The sequence below is a fragment of the Streptomyces sp. JH14 genome (assembly GCF_029428675.1).
Lineage (GTDB): Bacteria > Actinomycetota > Actinomycetes > Streptomycetales > Streptomycetaceae > Streptomyces.
The window spans coordinates 2019960-2042820 of the sequence record NZ_JAJNEL010000001.1 but is presented as its reverse complement, the minus strand read 5'-3'; the positions used below and the strand labels follow the sequence as shown (position 1 = coordinate 2042820).

General features: G+C 70.7%; 15 protein-coding genes, 3 tRNA genes and 1 pseudogene. 12 read left to right on the top strand and 7 right to left on the bottom strand.

All coding sequences use genetic code 11. The features are described 5' to 3' along the window. Nucleotides 1–148: 148 nt before the first annotated feature. From LRD69_RS09265 to LRD69_RS09240, 6 genes and pseudogenes are all read left to right on the top strand, one after another. On the top strand, nucleotides 149–961 hold the full coding sequence (locus LRD69_RS09265) for a Cof-type HAD-IIB family hydrolase (protein ID WP_277329677.1): 813 nt from the start codon (nucleotides 149–151) through the stop codon (nucleotides 959–961). Nucleotides 962–1027: 66 nt separating this feature from the next. Next, entirely contained in the window at nucleotides 1028–1960 is a 933-nt protein-coding gene (locus LRD69_RS09260) for a sirohydrochlorin chelatase (protein WP_277326079.1), read from the top strand. Between the two features lie 36 nt (nucleotides 1961–1996). Beyond that, complete coding sequence (locus LRD69_RS09255) at nucleotides 1997–3307, top strand: deoxyguanosinetriphosphate triphosphohydrolase (protein ID WP_277326078.1); 1311 nt, start codon at nucleotides 1997–1999, stop codon at nucleotides 3305–3307. A 316-nt stretch (nucleotides 3308–3623) separates the two neighbouring features. After that, nucleotides 3624–4883, top strand: a complete 1260-nt coding sequence (locus tag LRD69_RS09250) for an FAD-dependent oxidoreductase (protein ID WP_277326077.1) — start codon at nucleotides 3624–3626, stop codon at nucleotides 4881–4883. Between the two features lie 125 nt (nucleotides 4884–5008). Beyond that, nucleotides 5009–6917 (top strand): annotated as a pseudogene (gene dnaG, locus LRD69_RS09245) (DNA primase). 106 nt (nucleotides 6918–7023) lie between these two features. Next, entirely contained in the window at nucleotides 7024–8259 is a 1236-nt protein-coding gene (locus tag LRD69_RS09240; RefSeq protein WP_277326076.1) for an RNA polymerase sigma factor, read from the top strand. 16 nt (nucleotides 8260–8275) lie between these two features. Here LRD69_RS09240 and LRD69_RS09235 read toward each other — a convergent pair whose 3' ends face one another. The 4 genes from LRD69_RS09235 to LRD69_RS09220 all read right to left on the bottom strand — a co-directional run bounded on the left by LRD69_RS09235 (nucleotide 8276) and on the right by LRD69_RS09220 (nucleotide 13889). After that, complete coding sequence (locus LRD69_RS09235) at nucleotides 8276–10201, bottom strand: ABC transporter ATP-binding protein (RefSeq protein ID WP_277326075.1); 1926 nt, start codon at nucleotides 10199–10201, stop codon at nucleotides 8276–8278. Next, complete coding sequence (locus tag LRD69_RS09230) at nucleotides 10201–11934, bottom strand: ABC transporter ATP-binding protein (protein WP_277326074.1); 1734 nt, start codon at nucleotides 11932–11934, stop codon at nucleotides 10201–10203. Before LRD69_RS09230 ends, LRD69_RS09235 begins: the two co-directional genes overlap by 1 nt. A gap of 149 nt (nucleotides 11935–12083) precedes the next feature. Further along, a complete protein-coding gene (locus LRD69_RS09225; protein ID WP_277326073.1) occupies nucleotides 12084–13529 on the bottom strand; it encodes an FGGY family carbohydrate kinase in 1446 nt (481 codons plus the stop codon). A 60-nt stretch (nucleotides 13530–13589) separates the two neighbouring features. Further along, nucleotides 13590–13889 carry a YtxH domain-containing protein gene (locus tag LRD69_RS09220; protein ID WP_277329676.1) on the bottom strand — a complete coding sequence of 100 codons (300 nt, stop codon included), beginning with the start codon at nucleotides 13887–13889 and terminating at the stop codon, nucleotides 13590–13592. 204 nt (nucleotides 13890–14093) lie between these two features. On the opposite strand from LRD69_RS09220, the gene LRD69_RS09215 reads away from it, so the two are divergent. The 6 genes from LRD69_RS09215 to LRD69_RS09190 all read left to right on the top strand — a co-directional run bounded on the left by LRD69_RS09215 (nucleotide 14094) and on the right by LRD69_RS09190 (nucleotide 18916). Further along, nucleotides 14094–14166, top strand: a tRNA-Asn gene (locus LRD69_RS09215). Nucleotides 14167–14171: 5 nt separating this feature from the next. Further along, nucleotides 14172–14244 (top strand) — tRNA-Asn (locus tag LRD69_RS09210). A gap of 224 nt (nucleotides 14245–14468) precedes the next feature. Further along, nucleotides 14469–14542, top strand: a tRNA-Ile gene (locus LRD69_RS09205). 710 nt (nucleotides 14543–15252) lie between these two features. Continuing rightward, the gene (locus tag LRD69_RS09200; protein ID WP_277326072.1) at nucleotides 15253–15447 is read left to right on the top strand and encodes a hypothetical protein; all 195 of its coding nucleotides are present in this window, start codon (nucleotides 15253–15255) and stop codon (nucleotides 15445–15447) included. A 256-nt stretch (nucleotides 15448–15703) separates the two neighbouring features. Then, the gene (locus LRD69_RS09195) at nucleotides 15704–17584 is read left to right on the top strand and encodes an ABC transporter ATP-binding protein (RefSeq protein WP_277326071.1); all 1881 of its coding nucleotides are present in this window, start codon (nucleotides 15704–15706) and stop codon (nucleotides 17582–17584) included. Nucleotides 17585–17626: 42 nt separating this feature from the next. Next, nucleotides 17627–18916, top strand: coding sequence for an MFS transporter (locus LRD69_RS09190; RefSeq protein WP_277326070.1), 1290 nt, complete (start codon nucleotides 17627–17629; stop codon nucleotides 18914–18916). A gap of 57 nt (nucleotides 18917–18973) precedes the next feature. Here LRD69_RS09190 and LRD69_RS09185 read toward each other — a convergent pair whose 3' ends face one another. The 3 genes from LRD69_RS09185 to LRD69_RS09175 form a co-directional block, all read right to left on the bottom strand. Continuing rightward, nucleotides 18974–19774 carry a VOC family protein gene (locus LRD69_RS09185; RefSeq protein ID WP_277326069.1) on the bottom strand — a complete coding sequence of 267 codons (801 nt, stop codon included), beginning with the start codon at nucleotides 19772–19774 and terminating at the stop codon, nucleotides 18974–18976. A gap of 112 nt (nucleotides 19775–19886) precedes the next feature. Further along, the gene (locus tag LRD69_RS09180) at nucleotides 19887–21356 is read right to left on the bottom strand and encodes an acyl-CoA synthetase (RefSeq protein ID WP_277326068.1); all 1470 of its coding nucleotides are present in this window, start codon (nucleotides 21354–21356) and stop codon (nucleotides 19887–19889) included. A 227-nt stretch (nucleotides 21357–21583) separates the two neighbouring features. Further along, nucleotides 21584–22825: an MFS transporter gene (locus LRD69_RS09175; RefSeq protein WP_277326067.1), complete on the bottom strand. Its 1242-nt coding sequence runs from the start codon at nucleotides 22823–22825 to the stop codon at nucleotides 21584–21586. Between the last annotated feature and the right edge of the window lie 36 nt (nucleotides 22826–22861).

Sequence of the window (22861 nt, the reverse complement as noted above, 5' to 3'; positions counted from 1 at the left end):
CCTGCGACCGCTGGGGCTCCACCCGGACCAGCCCGGGTCGCAGCCGAGGGCGCCGTCGCCGCCGCGCCGGTGGCATGCGGCGGAGCGCGTCGTACGCCCACCGGGCGCGGTCCGCGCCCGGTAGCATCGGCCGATGCTGCTGCCCCGGCTGATCGCCTCCGATCTCGACGGCACTCTTCTGCGCCGCGACGGCTCCCTCTCGCCCCGCACCCTCCGCGCCCTGCGCTCGGCCGAGAGCGCCGGTGCGGAGGTCATCCTCGTCACCGCCAGGCCGCCCAGGTTCGTCGACCGGATCGCCGACGCGACCGGACTGACGGGGACGGCGGTGTGCAGCAACGGCGCCCTCGTCTACGACATCGGGACGCGTACGGTCGTCTCCTCGCGCGCCCTGGCCGTCGGCGTCGCCCAGCGCGTGGCCACCGCACTCGCCGTCGTTCTGCCCGAGGTGGGTTTCGCGCTGGAGACCGGAAACCACATCCTGTACGAACCGGCGTACCGGCTGCGCATGTCCGAGGACATCGATGCCGAACGGCCCGTGCCGTCCCTGGCGGACCTGTGGCTGACCGACGTACCCGTGACCAAGCTCCTCGCCTGGTCCGCCCGGCTCGACGCGGACACCCTGCTGGCCACGGCGCGGCAGGGGTCCGGCCCGGCGGGCAGTGAAGTGCATTTCACCCACTCCGGCGGGGGCGGGCTCCTGGAGATCAGCGCATCCGGTGTCACCAAGGCGGGCACCCTCGCCGAGCTCTGCGCCGGACGCGGCATCGACGCCACGGAGGTCATCGCCTTCGGGGACATGCCCAACGACCTGACGGTCCTCGACTGGGCGGGCACCGGCTACGCCATGGGCAACGCCCACCCGGACGTGCTCGCCGCCGTACCGTCGCACACGGTGTCCAACGAGGAGGACGGCGTCGCCCACGTCCTGGAGCGGCTCTTCGGTTCGCCGACCATGCCGTGAGCGCACAGCAAACACCCGTCACCCCTGCGCAACGACCCGGCAACCTGCGCCCGTCACCATCGGTCCATGACGGAGTCGGCATCGGCACAGCCCCGTGAATCCCTGCCTCTCGACAGCACAGCGCAACTGTTGACCCGCATCACCGCACAGCTCGGCACCCAGCTCAGCCATGTCTCCCTGAACGGAACGCGCAGACCCATGCACCACCCCACCGGCCGGCCCGCACCGAGCACCACCCCGCCCCCTGCACCCGCGCTCGTCGCCGTGGCCCACGGCAGCCGGGACCCGCAGGCGCTGCGCACGGTGACGGAACTGCTGGAACGGGTCCGGGAACTGCGCCCCGGCCTGGACGTCCGGCTCGGCCACATCGAGCTGAACGAACCGCTCCTGACGTCGGCCCTGGCCGGCCTCGGCTCCCGTGACGCCGTCCTCGTGCCGCTGCTGCTCGGCCGCGGCCACCACGTCAAGCGCGACATACCCGCGGCGGCCGCCGCCGCACCCGCTCTGCGGGCCACGATCGCCGCGCCGCTCGGCCCGCACCCCCTGCTCGTCGAGGCGCTGTACGGGCGGCTCGTCGAAGCGGGCTGGCCGGCCGAGGAGACCGGCGGCCGCAGCTCCGCCGTGGTCCTCGCCGCCGCCGGATCGCGCGATCCCGAATCGGCCGCCGACACCCGCCGTACCGCGCGGATGCTCAGCGAACGGCTCGGCGGGGTGCCCGTCGTCCCGGCGTACGCCTCCGCCGCCACACCCACCGTCCCCGTCGCGGTGCGCGCGCTCGCCGCCCGCGGCCGCAGCCAGGTCGCCGTCGCCTCGTACTTCACCGGGCCCGGCCGCTTCGCGACGGCCGCCGCCGCTGCCGCCCCCGGTGCCGCCGCGGCCCCGCTCGGCGCGCATCCGGCGATGGCACGGCTGCTCCTGCGCCGGTACGACCAGGCGCTGGCCGGTGTGCTTCCGGCATCTGAAGCAGGGAGGAACAACCATCTCCTGGCGTCCGCCTGAGCCGTCCTGTCGGTCCGGCCGTTTACTGTCGGGACCATGGACGGTACGCGGGGCACACAGGAAGACGGCACCGCGCCCTATGGCGCGGCCGACACCGAGCGCTGGGACACCGAGCCCGACAAACGGCCGGGCCGCACCGCGTTCCAGCGGGACCGCGCCCGCGTGCTGCACTCCGCCGCGTTGCGCCGGCTCGCCGGGAAGACGCAGGTCGTCACGCCGGGCACCCGCAGCCTCGCCTGGGACGCCAGCCCCCGGACCAGGCTCACCCACTCCCTGGAATGCGCCCAGGTCGGCCGGGAGCTCGGCGCCGCGCTGGGCTGCGACCCCGACCTGGTCGAGACGGCCTGTCTGGCGCACGACATGGGCCACCCGCCGTTCGGGCACAACGGCGAGCAGGCGCTCAACGACTTCGCCTCGGACTGCGGCGGCTTCGAGGGCAACGCGCAGTCGCTGCGGCTGCTGACCCGGCTGGAGCCGAAGCGGTTCGTGCGCGACGTGGGGACCGGTGATCTGGTCAGCGTCGGGCTCAACCTGACGCGGGCGGCGCTCGACGCCGCCACCAAGTACCCGTGGCCGCGCGGTGGCCACCCCAACGGCCCCGGCTCCCCGAAATTCGGGGTGTACGAGGACGACCTGCCGGTCTTCGATTGGGCCCGCACGGGCGCCCCACGGCACGGCAAGTGCTTCGAGGCCCAGGTGATGGACTGGTCCGACGACGTCGCGTACTCGGTGCACGATTTCGAGGACGGGCTGCACGCCGGCCACATCGATCCCAACTGCCTCTTCGCCGAGCCGGAGCGCCGCGACATCTGGGAGGTGGCGATCGGGCGGTACGTGCCGCCCGACACCGACCCGCAGGAGCTGGCCGACGCCCTCGACCGGCTCATCGGCCAGGAGTGGTGGCCGCACGGCTACGACGGGTCCGCCGTCGCCCAGGCCCGGCTGAAGGACGCCACGAGCCAGCTGATCGGCCGGTTCTGTCTCGCCGCCGAAACCGCGACCCGGGAGGCGTACGGCCACGGCCGCCTCGGGAGGTACACGGCGGAACTCGTCGTCCCGCGCGAGGCACGCAACGAATGCGCGGTCCTGAAGGCGGTCGCCGACCGTTACGTGATGCAGCGCGCCGAACAGGAAGCGATCCGCGCCGATCAGCGGATCGTCATCGCGGAACTGGCCGCCGCGCTGACCGCGCGGGCCCCGGAAGGGCTGGAACCGCAGTTCCGCGCGCTGTACGACCACGCCCGCGACGACCGGGCACGCAAGCGCGTCCTGGTCGACCAGATCGCCGCCCTCACGGACGCCTCGGCCCGCTCACTGCACGCCTCTCTCACGTCGCGGGGCCGGTGAGGGGCGCTCCACCGACCGCCGCGGACCACGGCCGGGCGAGCCCCGCCGTCGCGTCCCCGGTCCGGCCGCCGGACAAGTCCTGCCGCCGTGGGGCGCGGCGGGGGCGGCCCCGCAAGGACACAGGTGATGTGCTGGGAGCACATGCCGCGCCGGGCGGGCCCGCGGCCCTGCTCATCGCGGTGCCGGCCCCGGCCGGCACCCCGGTCTCCGGCCACCCCGGGTGACCTGATCGGGGTACACCCTCTTTCGCCATCACGCTGCGTGCGGGACGCTCGCAGTTGGCGGCGCCGCGCAGCAAGCACCGAGGAGGCATCAAGTGGTCGACGCACATCGGACGTTCGTCATTGTCGGCGGGGGACTGGCAGGAGCCAAGGCGGCCGAAACACTCCGTTCGGAGGGTTTCAGCGGCCGGGTGATCCTGGTCGGCGATGAGCGTGACCATCCGTACGAACGGCCTCCCCTCTCCAAGGGCTACCTGGCCGGAAAGGAGGCCCGGGACAGCGTCTTCGTCCACGAGACGGCCTGGTACGCGGGCGCGGACGTGGAGCTCCACCTCGGCCAGCCCGTCGTCGGCATCGACCGGGGCGCCCGCTCCGTGGAGCTCGGCGACGGCACCGTCATCCACTACGACAAGCTGCTGCTCACCACCGGCGCCGAACCGCGGCGCCTGGACATCCCCGGCACGGACCTGGCAGGTGTCCACCATCTGCGCCGCCTCGCCCACGCCGACCGCCTGAAGAACGTGCTGTCCGCGCTCGGCCGCGACAACGGCCATCTGGTGATCGCCGGAGCCGGCTGGATCGGCCTGGAGGTCGCGGCGGCGGCCCGTGGATACGGTGCCGAGGTCACCGTCGTCGAACCCGAGGCGACCCCGCTGCTCCGGGTTCTGGGCCCCGAGCTCGGACAGATCTTCACCGAGCTGCACAGCGACCACGGCGTCCGCTTCCGCTTCGGTGTCAGGCTCACCGAGATCGTCGGCCAGGACGGCATGGTCCTCGCCGCCCGCACCGACGACGGCGAGGAGCACCCCGCCCACGACGTCCTCGCAGCGATCGGTGCCGCCCCGCGCGCCGCCCTCGCCGAAGCCGCCGGCCTCACGCTCGCAGCCCGCACCGACGGCGGCGGCATCGCCGTCGACGCCTCGCTGCGCACCTCCGACCCCGACATCTACGCCGCCGGGGACGTGGCCAATATGCAGCACCCCCTGTTCGGTACCCGGCTGCGGGTCGAGCACTGGGCGAACGCGCTGAACAGCGGCCCGGCCGCGGCCCGCGCCATGCTCGGCCAGGACGTCGGCTACGACCGTGTGCCGTACTTCTTCTCCGACCAGTACGACCTGGGGCTGGAGTACTCGGGCTGGGCGCCGCCGGGCTCGTACGACCAGGTCGTCATCCGCGGCGACGCGGGCAAGCGGGAGTTCATCGCGTTCTGGCTGAAGGACCGCAGGGTGCTGGCCGGGATGAACGTCAATGTGTGGGACGTCACCGAGACCGTGCAGGAACTGATCCGGACCGGCGGACAGGTCGACCCCGACGCGCTCGCGGATCCGTCGGTACCGCTGGAGTCCCTGATCTGAGCCGCCCGCCGGACGGCGTCCGCACCGCGTCCCCGCCGCCGGACGGTCGTGATCATGGTCCCGTCCGGCGCCCGCGACGCCGACCGCGCCCCCGCGCCGCCCCTCCTCCCCCGTAGACTTCACCCGTGGCAGGCAGGATCAATGACGACGATGTGAAGGCGGTACGGGACGCGGTCCCGATCGACGCCGTCGTTTCCGAGTACCTCCAGCTGCGGAACGCGGGCGGAGGCAACCTCAAGGGTCTCTGCCCGTTCCACGACGAGAAGTCGCCCTCCTTCCAGGTCAGCCCGAGCAAGGGACTCTTCCACTGCTTCGGCTGCCAGGAGGGCGGCGACACCATCGCGTTCGTGATGAAGATCGACCACCTCTCCTTCTCCGAGACGGTCGAGCGGCTCGCCGCCAAGGCGGGCATCACCCTGCGCTATGAGGAGGGCGGCTACAACCCCTCCCACCAGCGCGGCGAACGCATCCGGCTGGTCGAGGCACACAAGATCGCGGCTCAGTTCTACGTCGAGCAGCTGGACGGCCCCGAGGCGGAGATCGGCCGGAAGTTCCTCGCCGAGCGCGGCTTCGACCAAGCGGCCGCCGCCCACTTCGGCGTCGGCTACAGCCCGGCCGGCTGGGACCACCTCACCCGCTACCTCCGCGGCAAGGGGTTCAGCGACCGGGAACTCATCACCTCCGGACTCTCCCAGGACGGCCGCCGCGGCCCCATCGACCGGTTCCGCGGCCGGCTGATGTGGCCGATCAGCGACACGTCCGGCGAGGTCGTCGGCTTCGGCGCCCGCAAGCTCCGCGACGACGACAACGGACCGAAGTACCTCAACACCCCCGAGACCGCGATCTACAAGAAGTCGCAGGTGCTCTACGGCATCGACCTCGCGAAGAAGGACATCGCTAAGGCCAGCCGCGCCGTCGTCGTCGAGGGCTACACCGACGTCATGGCCTGCCACCTCGCCGGCATCACCACCGCCATCGCCACCTGCGGCACGGCCTTCGGCGGCGACCACATCAAGATCCTGCGCCGGCTTCTGATGGACAACGGCAGCGCCCGCGTGATCTTCACTTTCGACGGTGACGCGGCCGGCCAGAAGGCCGCCCTGCGCGCCTTCGAGGACGACCAGAAGTTCGCCGCGGAGACGTACATCGCGATCGCCCCGGACAACATGGACCCGTGCGATCTGCGGCTGGTCAAGGGTGACGAAGCCGTCCGCGACCTGGTCGAACCCCGCACGCCGCTCTTCGAGTTCGCGCTCCGCCAGATCGTCGGGCGGTACGACCTGGAGACCCCCGCGGGCCGCGGCGCCGCGCTCGACGAGGCCGCCCCCGTCGTCGCGCGGATCAAGAACAGCTCCTCGCAGCACGAGGTCGCCGTCCAGCTGGCCGGGATGCTCGGCATCCTCGACACCCAGTTCGTCGTCAAGCGGGTCGCCCAGCTCGCCCGCTGGGCCCGCGACCGCGGCGACCGGGGCCCCGCACCGGCCCCCTCCCGCACCGGCCCCCCCGCAGCACCAGCAGGTCCGGCCCACCGCCGGCCCCTCGGGCCCCGCGCTCAATCTCCGCAGCCCGGCCCACCGCACCGAGCGCGAGCTGCTCAAGCTCGCCCTGCAGCGGCCCGCCCTGGTCTCCCCGGCCTTCGACGCCTACGGGGCCGACGAGTTCACCGCCCCGCCGTACGCGGCGGTGCGCCAGTGCATCGCGGAGGCGGGCGGCGCCGAGCAGGGCCTCGCCGACACCCGCGAGTATCTGGTCGGCATCCTCGACGCCGCCCCCAACGACACGGTGCGCAAGCTGGTCACCGAGCTCGCCGTCGAGGTCTTCCACGGCAAGTCCATCGACGAGGCGTACGCGGGCGAGCATCTGGTCAAGGTGCGGCTTCGCGCCGTCGACCGCCGCATCAACGACGTCCAGGGCAGCCTCACCCGCCTCGGCAGCAATGTGGCCCCCGACCATCTGGCGGCCGCGCAGAACGAGGTCTGGGTCCTCCAGCAGTACGCCCAGTCCCTGCGGAACAACGGCGCCGACGCGCTCTGACGCGCCCGACCCTGTCACGGACCCCGCCCCGGGCCCCCGGGGGAGGCCGTAACCGACCGGTCACGGAACGGACTCAGAAAGTCCGCGCACGCCCCTCGTAGCGGCGATGTGTCTTCCCCCACACTGGATGGCGGTGCCTGAGTCATCGGAGCGCGGTCGGCCCCACCGGACGGTGGAGCTCCCATCCCCGCGATCCGGCAGCGATCACCTGGAGGTCGCCCCCGTGCAGACCCGGACCGTGACCACAACCGAGCGTGTCTCGGCCGTCCCCGCGCAGAACCGGGCCACGCGTCATCCGGAGGCGGCGGTGGACCCACCGACACCCCAAGAGCCCGAACCGCCCGAGACGGTCGTCCCGGAAGACGCCCTCATGGAGGAGCAGACGGAGGTGCCCGAGCTTCCGGAGCCCCGCGGCCGCCCCGACACCGGCGGCCCGTCCTCCGACCTCTTCCGCCAGTACCTGCGGGAGATCGGACGCGTCCCGCTGCTCACCGCCGCCGACGAGGTGGAGCTCGCCCGCCGCGTCGAAGCCGGCCTGTTCGCCGAGGAGCGGCTCGCGTCCACCCCCGACCCCGACTCCCAACTCGCCGTCGATCTCGACCGGTTGGTGGTCATGGGTCGGATGGCGAAGCGCCGCCTGATCGAGGCGAACCTGCGGCTCGTCGTCTCCGTCGCCAAACGCTACGTCGGCCGCGGCCTGACCATGCTCGATCTGGTCCAGGAGGGAAACCTCGGACTGATCAGAGCCGTCGAGAAGTTCGACTACGCCCGGGGCTACAAGTTCTCGACGTACGCGACCTGGTGGATCCGGCAGGCCATGTCCCGCGCCCTCGCCGACCAGGCACGCACCATAAGGGTCCCGGTCCATGTCGTCGAGCTGATCAACCGCGTCGTGCGGGTCCAGCGCCGGATGCTCCAGGAACGCGGCTACGAGCCGACGCCCGAAGAGGTCGCCGTCCAGCTCGATCTGACGCCGGAACGGGTCGGCGAAGTACTGCGGCTCGCCCAGGAACCCGTCTCGCTGCACGCGCCGGTCGGTGAGGAGGACGACGTCGCGCTCGGCGACCTGATCGAGGACGGGGACGCGGCGTCCCCCGTGGAGTCCGCCGCGTTCCTGCTGTTGCGCGAGCACCTCGAAGCGGTGCTCTCCACTCTGAACGAGCGCGAGCGGAAGGTGGTCCAGCTGCGCTACGGGCTGGCCGACGGGCGGCCCCGCACACTCGAAGAGATAGGCCGGATCTTCGGCGTGACACGCGAACGCATCCGCCAGATCGAATCCAAGACCCTCAACAAGCTGCGGGACCACGCCTTCGCCGACCAGCTCCGCGGCTACCTGGACTGAGTCCGCACCGAAGAGATCAGTCCACCTCGGCGACCGCCTGCGCGAACTGCGCCGCGTACAGCCGGGCGTACGCCCCCCGCGCGTCCAACAGCTCGTCGTGCGTGCCCTGTTCGACGATCGCCCCGTTCTCCATCACCAGGATGATGTCGGCATCCCGGATGGTGGAGAGCCGGTGCGCGATCACGAAGCTCGTGCGGCCGTGCGCGAGACGGGCCATCGCCTTCTGGATCAGCACCTCGGTACGGGTGTCGACGGAGCTCGTCGCCTCGTCGAGGACCAGGATCACCGGGTCCGACAGGAACGCCCGCGCAATGGTGATCAGCTGCTTCTCGCCCGCGCTGACCCCGGTGCCCTCGTCGTCGATCACGGTGTCGTAACCGTCCGGCAGGGTACGGATGAAGCGGTCGGCGTGGGCTGCCCGGGCCGCCTCCTCGATCTCCTCCCGGGTGACCTCGCGCGCGGCGCCGTACGCGATGTTGTCCGCGATCGACCCGCCGAACAGCCAGGTGTCCTGCAGGACCATGCCGATCCCCGACCGCAGCTCGTCGCGCGACATCTTCGCCACGTCGACCCCGTCGAGAGCGATCCGGCCGCCCGTCACCTCGTAGAACCGCATCAGCAGGTTGACCAGCGTCGTCTTGCCGGCGCCGGTCGGGCCGACGATCGCGACCGTGTGGCCCGGCTCGACGTTCAGCGACAGGTTCTCGATGAGCGGCTTGTCCGGGTCGTAGCGGAACGACACCTTCTCCAGCGAGACGCTGCCGAGCAGCTCCGCCGGGCGCGTACCCGTCTCGGGGTCGGGATCCTGCTCCTCGGCGTCCAGCAGCTGGAAGATCCGCTCGGCCGAGGCGATACCCGACTGCACCAGGTTCGCCATCGAGGCGACCTGCGTCAGCGGCATCGAGAACTGCCGCGAGTACTGGATGAACGCCTGGACGTCACCGATCGACAGCACACCCGACGCCACCCGCAGCCCACCGACGACGGCGATCAGCACATAGTTCAGGTTCGACACGAACATCATCAGCGGCTGCATGATCCCGCTGTTGAACTGCGCCCGGAAGCTCGCCTCGTACAGTGCGTCGTTCTGCTCGGCGAAGTCCTTCGCGGACTCCTCCTGCCGCCCGAAGACCTTCACCAGGGTGTGCCCGGTGTACATCTCCTCGATGTGGGCGTTGAGCTTGCCCGTCACCTTCCACTGCTGCACGAACTGCGGCTGCGACCGCTTGCCGACCTTCGTCGCCACGACCACCGACAGCGGCACCGTCACCAGCGCGACCAGCGCCAGCAGCGGCGAGATCCAGAACATCACGATCAGCACGCCGACGATGGTCAGCGCCGAGTTGACGAGCTGCCCCATCGTCTGCTGCAGCGTCTGCGAGATGTTGTCGATGTCGTTCGTCGCCCGGCTGAGCACCTCGCCACGCTTGGCCCGGTCGAAGTAGGACAGCGGCAGCCGCGAAAGCTTCGCCTGGATGTCCTCGCGCAGCTGGAACACGATCCGGTTGATCACCCGGATCGACAGCCGCGTCGACACCAGCATCAGCAGACCGGCACCGACATAGACCGCCAGCGCCGTCAGCAGGACGTTGCCCACCGCATCGAAGTCGATGCCCTGGCCGGGGGTGAAGTCGACCCCGGAGAGCAGGTCGGCCAGGCCGCCGTTGGTCTTGCGCAGGCCCTCGACGGCCTGCTCCTTCGTCGTCCCCTCCGGCAGCCGCCGGCCGATGACCCCGGCGAACACCAGGTCGGTGGCCTTGCCGAGGATCTTCGGCCCCACGACCGAGAGCGCGACGCTCAGCACACCGGCCGTCAGCATCATGTACAGCGTGGTCTTCTCCGCTGCGAAGCGCCGCAACAGCCGCTTCGAGGACCCCTTGAAGTCCATGGACCGGTCGGTCGGCGCCCCGCCCGCCATCATGCGTCCGCCAGGCCCGGCCATTACGCGGCCTCCGCTTCCGTCAGCTGGGAGAGCACGATCTCCCGGTATGTTTCGTTGCCGTCCATCAGCTCGTGATGGGTGCCGGATCCGACGACCCGCCCCTCGTCGAGCACCAGGATCCGGTCCGCGTCACGGATGGTGGACACCCGCTGCGCCACTATCACCACGGTCGACTCGGCCGTCTCCTGCGCCAGCGCCCCGCGCAGCGCGGCATCCGTCGCATAGTCGAGCGCGGAGAACGAGTCGTCGAAGAGATAGATCTCCGGCCGCTGCACCAGCGTCCTCGCGATCGCGAGGCGCTGCCGCTGTCCGCCGGAGACATTGGTGCCGCCCTGCGCGATCGGTGCGTGCAGGCCGTGCTCCAGCTCCTCGACGAACTCCTTGGCCTGCGCGACCTCCAGCGCGTGCCACAGCTCCTCGTCGGTCGCGTCCGGGTTCCCGTACCGCAGGTTCGTCGCGACCGTCCCGGAGAACAGATAGGGCTTCTGCGGAACCAGGCTCACCGTCTTCGCCAGCAGCGCCGGCTCCAGCGTCCGCACGTCCGTGCCGTCGACCAGTACCTGGCCGTCGGTCACATCGAAGAGCCGCGGTACGAGCCCGAGCAGCGTCGACTTCCCGCTGCCCGTCGACCCGATGATCGCCGTCGTCTCGCCGGGCCGCGCCACCAGATCCACCGACCGCAGCACCGGCTCCTCGGCGCCCGGGTAGCGGAAGTCCGCACCCCGCACCTCCAGATGACCGTGGGCGCGCAGCTCACGCACCGGCGCGACCGGCGGCACCACGCTCGAATCGGTCTCCAGGACCTCCTGGATGCGTTCGGCGCACACCTCGGCGCGCGGCACCATCATGAACATGAAGGTGGCCATCATCACCGACATGACGATCTGCATCAGATAGGAGAGGAACGCGGTCAGCGCGCCGATCTGCATCCCGCCGCTGTCGATCCGGTGCGCCCCGAACCAGACCACGGCGATCGACGACACGTTCACGACCGTCATCACGGTCGGGAACATCAGCGCCATCAGGCGCCCGGTGGAGAGTGCCACATCGGTCAACTCGGTGTTGGCGCCGCGGAACCGCTTCTCCTCGTACCCGTCGCGGACGAAGGCGCGGATGACCCGGTTGCCGGTGATCTGCTCGCGCAGCACCCGGTTCACCGTGTCGAGCCGCTCCTGCATCGTGCGGAACAGCGGCCGCATCCTCCTCACGATGAGGCTCACCGCGATGCCGAGCACCGGCACCACCGCGAGCAGCACCGCCGACAGCGGAACGTCCTGGCCGAGCGCCAGGATGATGCCGCCGACACACATGATCGGCGCCGAGACCATCATGGTGAACGTCATCAGGACCAGCATCTGGATCTGCTGGACGTCATTGGTCGTACGGGTGATCAGCGACGGTGCGCCGAAGCGCCCGACCTCGCGTGCCGAGAACGACTGCACCCGGTCGAAGACCGACGCCCGGACGTCGCGGCCCAGCGCGGCGGCGGTGCGTGCGCCGTAGAAGACGGCCCCCATGTTGCAGACGACCTGGGCGACGGAGACGGCGATCATGATGCCGCCGTACTCCAGGATGTAGCCCGTGTCCCCCTCGATGACACCGTTGTCAATGATGTCGGCGTTGAGGGAGGGGAGATAGAGGGTGGCGCAGGTCTGCAGCAGCTGGAGCGCCACCAGCAGCACGATCGGTTTCTTGTACGGACCGAGATAGGCCCGCAGGAGTTTTATGAGCACGCGTGTCTCTCGGAGTCGGCAGGTAGGTCGGGAACCGACTTATTTTCCGGCATGGCACACCGCGGTCGCGAACGATTTTCCTCAAGCCCAGGTCAAAATCGTGACCCGGTCACCTACGGCCGCGCCCCATGTCACCGAGAGCGCCGGACTCAGAGCGCGGAGTCGAACGCCCCAGGATGAATCTGGTCCCGCGTCGCCCTGTACTGCTGCCGCACCGCCTGACCGACCGGCAGATCCTCGCCGGGCTCCAGCACCTGTGCCGCCGCACCCTGCCAGGCCGGCGGAGTGCGCGGGTCGAGCCGCCCCTGCGAGACCCCGAGCGCCCAGGCCGCCTGCCGGGCCGCACCCAGCGCCGCGTACTCGGCCGGCTGCGGCACGACGACCTGCGCACCGAACAGTGCGGGCGCGATCGCCTGCACCGCCGGCAGCTCGGCGGCCGCCCCCAGCAGGAACATCCGCCGGACCTCGACCCCTCGGCCGCGCAGCACGTCGAGCGCGTCGGCCAGTGAGCACAGCATCCCCTCGAACGCCGCCCGCCCCAGGTGTTCCGGCTTCATCGACTCGCGACGCAGCCCGCTCAGCGTGCCCGCCGTATGCGGCAGCTGCGGGGTGCGCTCGCCCTCCAGATACGGCAGGAGCACGAGTCCGGACGCGCCCGGCGTCGACTTCAGCGCCAGCGCGGACAGCTCCTCCAGATTCTCCAGACCCAGCATCTCGGCGGTGCCCCGCAGCGCCCGTACCGCATTGAGCGTGTGCACGACCGGCAGATGCATCCCGGTGGCATCCGCGAACGAGGTGATCGTCCCGGACGGATCGGCCAGCGCCTCGTGGTGCACGGCCATCACCGACCCCGAGGCCCCCAGCGACACCACGGCGTCGCCCGCCCCGACGCCGAGCCCGAACGCCGCGGCCATCGTCTCGCCGGTCCCGGCCGAGATCAGCAGGCCCTCGGGCGTCGTCCCGGCGGCCTCGGCGGGACCCAGCACCTCCGGCAGCACGGCCTGCTGTCCGAGAGCGAGCTCCACCAGATCGGGCCGGTACGCACCGGTCCCCGCCGACCAGTACCCCGTCCCGGACGCGGCGCCCCGGTCGGTGGTCCGCCGGTTCGGCCGGCCCAGCAGCTGCCACACCAGCCAGTCGTGCGGCTGCAGCACCGAAGCGACCCGCTGGGCCGCCTCCGGCTCGGTCCGCGCCAGCCACCGCAGCTTCGCCACCGGCTGGGCGGCCTGCGGTACGGACCCGACCGCCTCGGCCCAGGCCTGCCGCCCGCCGAGCCCGTCGATCAGGTCGGCCGCGGCGACCTGCGCCCGCTTGTCGTTGCCGAGCAGCGCCGGACGTACGAGGTTGCCCTGCCGGTCCAGCGGCACCAGACCGTGCTGCTGCGCGGACACCCCGATGGCCTGCACACCTTCGAGCAGCCCGCCGGTGGCCGCCTCACCGAGTGAGAGCAGCCACACCTGCGGGTCGGCCTCGGCGGCCTTCGCCTCGACGGGATGCGCCGCGTACCCCTGCCGGAGTACGGCACCCGTGTCCGCATCGCAGACGACGATGTGTGTGAAGGCCGAGGAACTGTCCAAGCCGGCGACTATGCCCATGATGAAGATTCTGCCGCACTGCCGGAGCTTTCCCGTACGGACGGCGGGGCGTCGCCCCTGTCACGTGTTGCTGGTGCCCCAGTCGTCCTCGAGGCCCTGACCCCGTTCCCGCACCGACCGCACCCGCGCGGCCACCGACGCGGGCACCTTGTCACCGACCTTCTCGCTCACCGCGTGGTACGCCTTGCCGGCGAACTCGCGGCTGTTCTGCGCCGCGGACTCGGCGGTATTGCGCACAGCCGGGTTCTGGGCGAACTGGCGTGCGGACTTCTTCAGCTGCTCGTAGCGCTCGCGTCCGGCCCGTGTGCCGAGTACGTAACCGAGGGCCAGTCCGGCGATGAACGTGAGCCGGTACCGCATGGCTGCCACCCTTCTCCTGCTCCCGTGCTTGCTGCGGAATGCTGCGTGCGACGTGTGCTGCCCGCCTACCCGTCGGCACCCGAGATCACCCGGGGAGATACCGATTGGCGGAGCACCCCCCTGCTTGCGCTAATGTATGTGTCGCAGCGAACGCGCGCCGCCCGGCAGCAGCCAGGCAGGTAGGGTTCGGTGCAAACGCAGCAATCCCCTGTAGCTCAATTGGCAGAGCAGCCGGCTGTTAACCGGCAGGTTACTGGTTCGAGTCCAGTCGGGGGAGCGCGATCCCCTGTAGCTCAATTGGCAGAGCATTCGGCTGTTAACCGGAGGGTTACTGGTTCGAGTCCAGTCGGGGGAGCAGAGCGGAAGAGGACCCTTCGGGGTCCTTTTTCGTGTGCCGGGCCGGAGGCCGGTTCGCAGGCCGTTCCGGACTCTTCCGCCTCTTCTTCGCGCTGTCCGGAACCGGGCGGCGAGCAGCGAAGTCCTCATGGTCAGGCGAAGCCGACCATCCGGAGCGGGAGATCGTATGACCGGCTATGCTGCGGCAGAAGGCGCGCACACATGTACGCGCCACGCCGAAAAGGGGCGGTAGCTCAGCCGGTTAGAGCAGCGGACTCATAATCCGTCGGCCGTGGGTTCGAGTCCCACCCGCCCCACCGCGACGGCCGCAGTGCAGGATCGTTCCAGCTTCCTGGGACAAGGATGCACGCGCGGCGGCGTCGAACGTGCAAGACACGCTGAAGGCCATATACAGGCCCCCTGTCGGCCCAGAGGCCGACCATCAGGGCCAGAGCCCCGACCGCGCATGCGGCCGGGGCTCCGTGCGAGGCCTGCCTTGCGGAGCCCCAACTCCGTACACACCAACCGGTTTCGTCCGGGTGCGCGTCAAGTGGGCCGACCGGCTTTGGTGTTGAGAGGGCGTGCGGGAGCTGTGGCGTCCCGCGTCTGCGCCCTGACGCTCAGTACGGGCAATTTTCTTGCGTGAGCAAGGCATTCCGCGCACCGTGGCTTCGGGGTGGGGCTTCGAGCCGGCAGTGGCGCGCCGTCACGCTCCGCGGCTGCTCTGTCGCACCCTGCCTCCTTTGGGTGCCCGCCGGGTGTCGACCCGGATCCGCGGCGCGTGCGGCTGCTCCGGCCCCTTCTGTCAGGGGGGTGTGGGCGGGCTCGGTTGTGCCGATGACAAGCCCTGCGAGGCGCCTTGGCCTGCCGGTCGCGCAGGTCGATACCCCGAATATTTGCCTGGAACTACGGCTTTTGCCCGAATTCGTACGCGTACGACTTGTTGGTCCCGTGGAGGCGTCGTAGTGTCGATAGTGCCGCGGCAGAAACAGGGAGCGGCATACCAAACTTCCCAAAGGAGGCGAAGATGAACGTTCGTGACATCTTCCGCCATGGGGGTGGCAGGGATCGCTGGGGCGGCTGGGGCGGCTACGGCGGTTACGGCTACGGCTACGGACGCGGCTTCGGACGCGGCTTCGGACGCGGCTTCGGACGCGGCTACGGACGCGGCTACGGACGCGGCTTCGGACGCGGCTTCGGCCGCGGCGGCTACGGCTACTGACCCGCCCACCCAGAATCCCGAAAATCCCAAAACCCCTACACGAGGCTGGCCCGCGCGATCGCGCGGGTCCGCTTCGTGGTTTTGGGGCCCGCGCCCCGGAGGCCTCCCGGTCGGACCATGTCGGCTGCGGCCTCTGGCGGGCGCTCCTCAAGGCTTGAATCACGACGGCATCACAGTTCGCGCCGCGATCCGGCCCGATCCGGGAAGAGGCTCTGGCGGCGGTCCGCATTCCGCACTCCTTAGTGATGTGAGGCCCATGCGTCTTCTCGGCCCCCTTGCGCGCACCGACGAGCCGCCCCCGGAATCGGTGACGGACGTTCCGATCCGTACCGACCCCATCAGCGTGGTGCGGTCGTTCCGGCGGTTCTGGCCGCTTACCTACGGCGACCGACGCTGGCTGCTGCTCATCTGCGTCCTGGCCATGGTCTCCGCGGTCGCGGAGACCATCACCATCCTTCTCTTCGCCGAACTGACCGACAATGCTCTGCAGCAGGGATCCGTCAGTGCCTTCTGGAAACCTGCTGGTCAGTGGCTCACCGTGGCCATCATCGGTGGGATCATGGGGTATCTCTGCAGCTCGCTCGCGGTCTGGACCGCCGAACGCTTCGTGATGCGGCTGCGGGCCAAGGTCTTCGGTCATCTGCAGACGCTGCCGCCCCACTTCTACCAGCGCAATCGCCGCGGTGACCTGGTCGAGCGGCTCACCGGCGATGTGGAAGCCATCGAAGCCCTCGTGGTCTCCGGCATCGTCGGGGCTGCGACCGCTCTCTTCAACGCCCTCTTCTACGCTGCCGCAGCTGTGTGGCTGAGCTGGAGGCTGGCCCTCGCCACCTTTGCCATGGTCCCCCTCTTCTACCTCACCACCCGTGTGTTCACGGGGCCGCTGCGCGCGGTGTCCCGGCGCGGACGTGCGGCGGACGGTGCCATCACCGCCGTGGTCGAGGAGACGTTGGTCAACGTCGTCATGACCCAGGCGTACAACAGGCAGCAGGACGAGGAAGAGCGGCTCCTCGGCAAGGCGCGTGCCCGGTTCAAGGCGGCGGTGACCGGTACCCGGATCGCCGAGCTCTACGAGCAACTCGTAGAGGTCCTCGAAACCGTGTGCGTCCTGGCGATCATCGGTCTGGGTGCGTGGCAGATCTCCACGGGACGGATGACGATCGGGCAGCTCCTCGCCTTCGCCGCCTTCGTCGGTTCCCTCTACCCGCCGATCCGCTCGCTGGGCCAGCTCGGTCTGACGGCCACCGCCGCGACCGCCGGAGCCGAACGACTGCTGGAGATCCTCGACACCCGGCCCACCGTCACCGACCCGGGCACGTCCGTCGCAACACCGGCCCGGCCGCGCGCGATCGGTCAGGTCGAGGCGCGGCAGGTCGACTTCCGCTACCCCGGCAACCATGAGCCCGTTCTCCGGGAACTCTCGTTCACCACAGTCCCCGGCGAACTGCTGGTCATCACCGGTCCCAGCGGGGCCGGCAAGTCGACGCTGGCCGCTCTGCTGCTCAGGTTCTACGACCCGGACTCCGGCAGCATCCGGCTGGACGGCGTGTCCGTGGATCAGCTGCCGCTGACGTATCTGCGCCAGAACATCACGCTGCTGCCGCAGGACACCCTCGTCCTGCACGACACCATCGAGGAGAACATCGCGTGCGGGCGCACCGATGCGACCCACCGCGACGTCGTGGAAGCCGCTCGCGCGGCCGACGCGCACACCTTCATCCGTGCCCTCCCCGACGGCTACGACACCGTGGTCTCCCCGGGCACATCCCGGCTCTCCGGAGGCCAGCTGCAGCGCATCGCCATCGCCCGTGCCATGCTCCGCGACGCGCCCGTGCTCCTTCTCGACGAGCCCACCACGGGCCTCGACGCCCTGGCGGCGCAGCGCATCCTCGGCCCGCTGCGACGCCTCGCCGAAGGGCGCACCACCATCGTCATCACGCACGACCTGGCGCTCGCCGCCGATGCCGACCGCATCCTGGTGCTGGACGAGGGCCGTCTGGTGGAGTCGGGTACGCACGCCCAACTGCTCGGCCGAAGCGGTCTGTACGCCACGCTGTTCGACGCCAAGCCCAGCCGGAACGGCACCGTCAATACCAAAGCCCGGCATGCCCGCCCGTCCGGAATCCATTGGCGGTAGGTGCGGCAGCAGCTGCTCACGCGCGGGCCGTTACCATCCGTTGTGACCGAAACGACCGAAGAACCTGTACACCGCACACGCATACTCGTCGACCTGACCCCGCTGCGGACCTCGCCCGACTACCGGCGGCTCTGGTTCGGGAACATGGTCTCCTGGATCGGGCAGGGGATGACGGCCCTCGCCGTCTCGCTCCAGGTGTACGACATCACGGGGTCCGCCTTCTCGGTCGGACTCATCGGGTTCTGTTCGCTCCTGCCGCTGGTCGTCTTCGGGCTGTACGGCGGGGCCGTCGCGGACACGTTCGACCGGCGCAAACTGGGGCTGGCCAGCTCCTTCGGTTCGTTCGTGCTCTCTGTCGCGCTGGTCGTCGCCACCGTCGCCGGGGTGGAGCAGGTGGGGCTGCTGTACGCGGTCGTCGCCCTGCAGGCCGTCTGCTTCGCGCTCAACTCACCGGCCCGCAGTTCGATGATCGCCCGGCTGCTGCCGGCCGATCAGCTGGCCGCCGCCAACGCGCTCAACTCCATGACCAGCACCACCGGTGCGCTGGTGGGGCCGATGCTCGGCGGACTCATGGTCGGCTGGTGGGGGTACCGGTCCGCGTACACCGTCGATGTCATCACCTTTACCGCCTCGCTGTACGCGATGTGGCGGCTGCCCGCGATGCTTCCCGACCGCGGCGACGACGCGAAGAGCGAGGAGGACGACGCGAAGCGCGAGAAGCGGGCGTCCGTGGTGGACGGGCTGCGGTTCCTGGCGGGGCGGCCCAATCTCCGGATGACCTTCTTCACCGACATGTGCGCCATGGTCCTGGCCCAGCCGCGGGCGCTCTTCCCGGTCGTCGCCGTGGTCTGGTACGGCGGGGACGCGAAGACCGCCGGGCTGCTGGTCGCCGCTCCGGGGCTGGGAGCTCTGCTGGGCAGTGTGTTCTCCGGCTGGCTGGGCCGGGTCAGACGGCACGGGCTCGCGGTGATCGTCGCCGTCAGCTGCTGGGGCGGTGCCATCGCCGTCTTCGGGCTGACCCGTCAGCTCTGGCTCGGGCTGACCTTTCTGGCGCTGGCCGGGTGCGCGGACACCGTCTCGATGGTGTTCCGGAACACCATGCTCCAGACGGCGGTGCCGGACGCGATGCGCGGGCGGCTGCAAGGCGTGTTCATCGTGGTGGTGGCCGGCGGGCCGCGGCTCGGGGACTTCCTGGCGGGCTCCGTCGCCGATCTGGCCTCCCCGTCCGTCGCGGCCACCGGCGGCGGCATCGCGTGCGTGGTCGCGGTGTCGCTGCTCGCGCTGCGATGGCGGGGGTTCGCCCGGTACGACGCACAGAACCCGCAGCCCTGACCGAGGAGCAGGGCCGGGGCCGACCGCCTGCGGGCGAGTGACTCCGGCCCCCGCAACTCAGGCGGACGGGTCCGAGAACTCCGGCATGTCGCCCCCGGTCGTCTTGACGTCGATCACCGAGAACGCCGCGCCCTGCGGGTCGCTCAGCGCCGCGAACCGGCCGAACGGGCTGGTCATCGGCCCGAACCGGAGGATCGCCCCGCGCTCCGTCGCCTTCGCCACCGCCGCGTCGCAGTCCTCGACGGTGAAGTACACGTTGAGGTACGACGGCACCTCGGGCGGGAAGTCGTCCGTCATCTTCATCCGCCCCAGCACCGGGTCGGCGCCCAGGTCGTAGAGCGCGAAGTCGATCGCGTCGTCCTGCATCTGCTTCACGCGGTACGGGAAGACGGCGGGGAAGAAGGTGTCCGACTTCGCCGGGTCCCGGGTGAACACCTCGGCCCAGCAGTACGCGCCCGGCGTGGCCCTGGCCTCGAAACCTTCGTGCTGCCCCGCCTGCCACACGCCGAAGACCACCCCGGCCGGATCGCGCGCCAGCGCCATCGAGCCGAAGTCGCCGACCTGCATCGGCTCCATCAGCACCTCACCGCCGTTGTCACGGATCTTCGCGGCGGTGGCGGCGGCGTCCGGCGACGCGAGGTACAGGCACCAGGCCGACTGGCCTTCCTGGCCGGGCATCGGAGGTACCACGGCGGCCACCGCCCTGCCGTTCGCGTACGCCTGCGTGTAGTTGCCGAACTCCGACGACGCCTCGCCGAACGTCCACCCCAGCACGTCACCGTAGAAGCTCTTCGCCCCCTCGAAGTCGGTGAACATCGCATCCGCCCAGCACGGCGTGCCCTCTGGTTCCACAGCCATGACTCTGCGCTCCCGGTTCGGTGATCGGTCCGCTTCCTCACGCTAACCAGCCCTCTCGCACCCCGCGCGCCGGATCGCACGTCGTCGTGAACCCCGCCTCGCCCCGGAGCGGCTACCGTCCGAGCGACCGCTTCATGATCTTGCCCATGTCGTTGCGGGGCAGCTCCGCCAGGTGACGGACCGCGCGGGGGCGTTTGTGCGGGGCCAGCTGGGCGGCCACATGGTCCGCGAGCTCGGCCTCCGTGGGGGGTGCCGCCGGGTCGGCCGGCACCACCCACGCGACGATCCGCTCGCCCAGGTCCGGGTCCGGCTCCCCGGTGACGGCGGCCTCGCGGACACCCGGGTGGTCCAGCAGCGCGTTCTCGATCTCACCCGCGCCGATCTTGTGGCCACCGCTCTTGATCAGATCGGTGGCCTTGCGTCCGACGATCCGTACATAGCCGTCGGTGTCGAGCGTGGCCATGTCGCCCGTACGGAACCAGCCGTCCTCGGTGAAAGCGGCCGCCGTCGCGTCGGGGCGGTTCAGATAGCCGGTGAAGAGGTTCGGGCCGCGCACCTGGATCTCACCCACCGCGCCCTCGGCCGCCGGATCGGCGAGCGGCGTGCCGTCCTCCTCGACGAGCCGGAGTCCGACGCCCCGCAGCGGTGCGCCGACCGTCCCCGGACGGGGGTCGCCGTCCGCCCGGACGCCCGTGTTCATCAGGGTCTCCGTCATGCCGTACCGCTCGATGACCCGGCGGCCGGTCGCCGCCGCGATGCGCTCGTGGTCGTGGACCGGAAGGGCGGCCGACCCCGACACCAGCAACCGGGCGCCGGCGAGCGCCTTCGCCAGGTCGGCCGCGTCCGGTGAATCCGTACCCAGCGCCTCCGCCAGCCGGTGGTACATCGTCGGTACGCCGAACAGCATCGTGGAGCCCGACGACAGCTCCCGGGCCACCCCCTCGGTGGAGAACCGCCCCAGATGCCGCACCGAGCCGCCCCGGCGCAGCGGCCCGAGGACGCCCAGGATCAGGCCATGCACATGGAACAGCGGCAGGGCGTGCACGAGGACGTCGTCCCCGGTCCACTGCCAGGCGTCGGCCAGCGCGTCCAGTGAGGCGGCGATCGCCCGGCGGGGCAGGACGGCGCCCTTGGGCGGGCCGGTGGTGCCGGAGGTGTAGACGATCAGCGCGGGTGACTCGGGGGAGGGTTCGGGGAGGACGGTGCTGTTCGCGGCCGCCGAGGTGCCGACATCCGTACGGTCCAGCGCGGCGAGCTCCGGCGGGAGCACGTCGCCCGCTGCCGCCAGCACCGCGGACGGGGCGCTGTCGGCCACGATGTGTGCCAGTTCGCGCGTGCCCGTCCTCGGGTTGAGAGGGACGGCGGGCACCCCGGCCCGCAGTGCTGCCACCACCGCGACCACCGTCTCCGCGGTCGGCGTGGCCCAGACGGCGACCCTTCCCGCGCCCGCGAGCCGCGCGGCGAGCGCGCCCGAGGCCGCGGCCAACTGTGCGTACGTCAGGGTGTGTTCACCGAACCGGACGGCTTCACGGGCGGCCATGGGGCCGGATCCGTCATGCAGCGCAGGCAGAAGAGAGGTCACCCTCCGACCATAAGGGCTGCCCCGTGGTCCCTGGCGGGCCCACGACAACGGCTGGGACATCCCGCCGCGTTGTCGGAACGCCCGAACACGCCCTCGAGGACGTCCCTCCGCCCTGCGATGCACCGCATCCGGTACCGCGCGCCGATCCGTCAGGGATCACGGGACAGGCCTTGGACGAGCGAGTCCGATGTCCCGCCTTCCCGCGACGTCCGGCAGGACTTCCGGGCCTACCGGACCGGTGCTGCCGGCTCGGCCTCGCCCGTGGCCCCCCGAATGTTCCGCATCCGGCCGTACGCGTACACGCATCCGGCCAGCGCGAGGTCCGACAGCAGCATGAAGCCGATTGAGTACGAGCCCTTCGCGCTGTAGATCGCGCCCATGATCAGGGGCGGTACGAAGCCGCCGAGTCCGCCCATCGCGCCGACGATTCCGGTGACGCTTCCCACCTTCGGCTGCGGTGTCACCTGCGAGACGAGGGCGAAGACGCTGCCGCTCGACGTGCCGAGACCGGCCGCCATGCACAGCAGCGCGATCGTGCCGCCCGGTGACAGCTGTGGGTCGAAGGCCTGGACGATCGCCATCAGCGCGGCCAGCCCCAGTGCCGCCGAGGTGACCAGTGCCGGGTGCATGTGGTCCGAGAGCCAGCCGCCGATCGGCCGGAAGACGACGGTGACCAGCGCGAACCCGGCGGCCTTCGTGCCGGCGTCGGTCGGCGAGAGGTCGTACCAGGTCTTCAGATACGTGGGCAGATAGACACCGAACGCCACGATGCCGCCGAAGCCGATCGCGTACAGCGCGGACAGCTCCCAGGTGACCCGCAGCCGGCCGGCCTCGCCCAGCCGGTGTGCGAGTGATGCGGTCGGCACTTTCCGGTCCGGGTGGTCTCTGATCAGCACCGCGGCCAGGGCCGCGTACACCACCAGTGCGGCCGCGACGACGAGGAACGGGAGGTTGTCACCATGCTTGGCGATCCGTGGCGTGAAGTATCCGGAGAGCGCGACACCGCCCATGCCCATGCCGAACACACCGAGTGCGAGCCCTCGGTCGGAGGGCGGGAACCACGAGTTGACCAGCGGGATGCCGATCGCGAACGTGGTGCCGCCCAGCCCCAGCAGGAAGCCCACGACGAGCATCGCACCGTACGAGTTCCGCGCCGGGATCAGCAGCAGGACCGGAAGGACGGTCAGCGCCGAGACCAGCGGGAACATCAGCCGGGCGCCGTACTTGTCGGTGAGCGCCCCCGCCGCGATCCGGCCCAGCGAACCGACCAGCACCGGCACGGCGACCAGCAGCGACTGCTCGAACGAACTCAGCCCGAGCCGTTCCTTGTAGTCCCCGGACAGCGGCGAGATCAGATTCCATGCCCAGAAGGTCAGCCCGAAACCGATCGTGGCCACCACGAGGTTGCGGTATGCGGCCCCCGACGGCCGCTCCGCCGGTGCGGGGGACTGCTTGACGGCTGTTTCCACCCTGTAAGTCAAGGCCGGGCGGTCCCCACGGGCCTG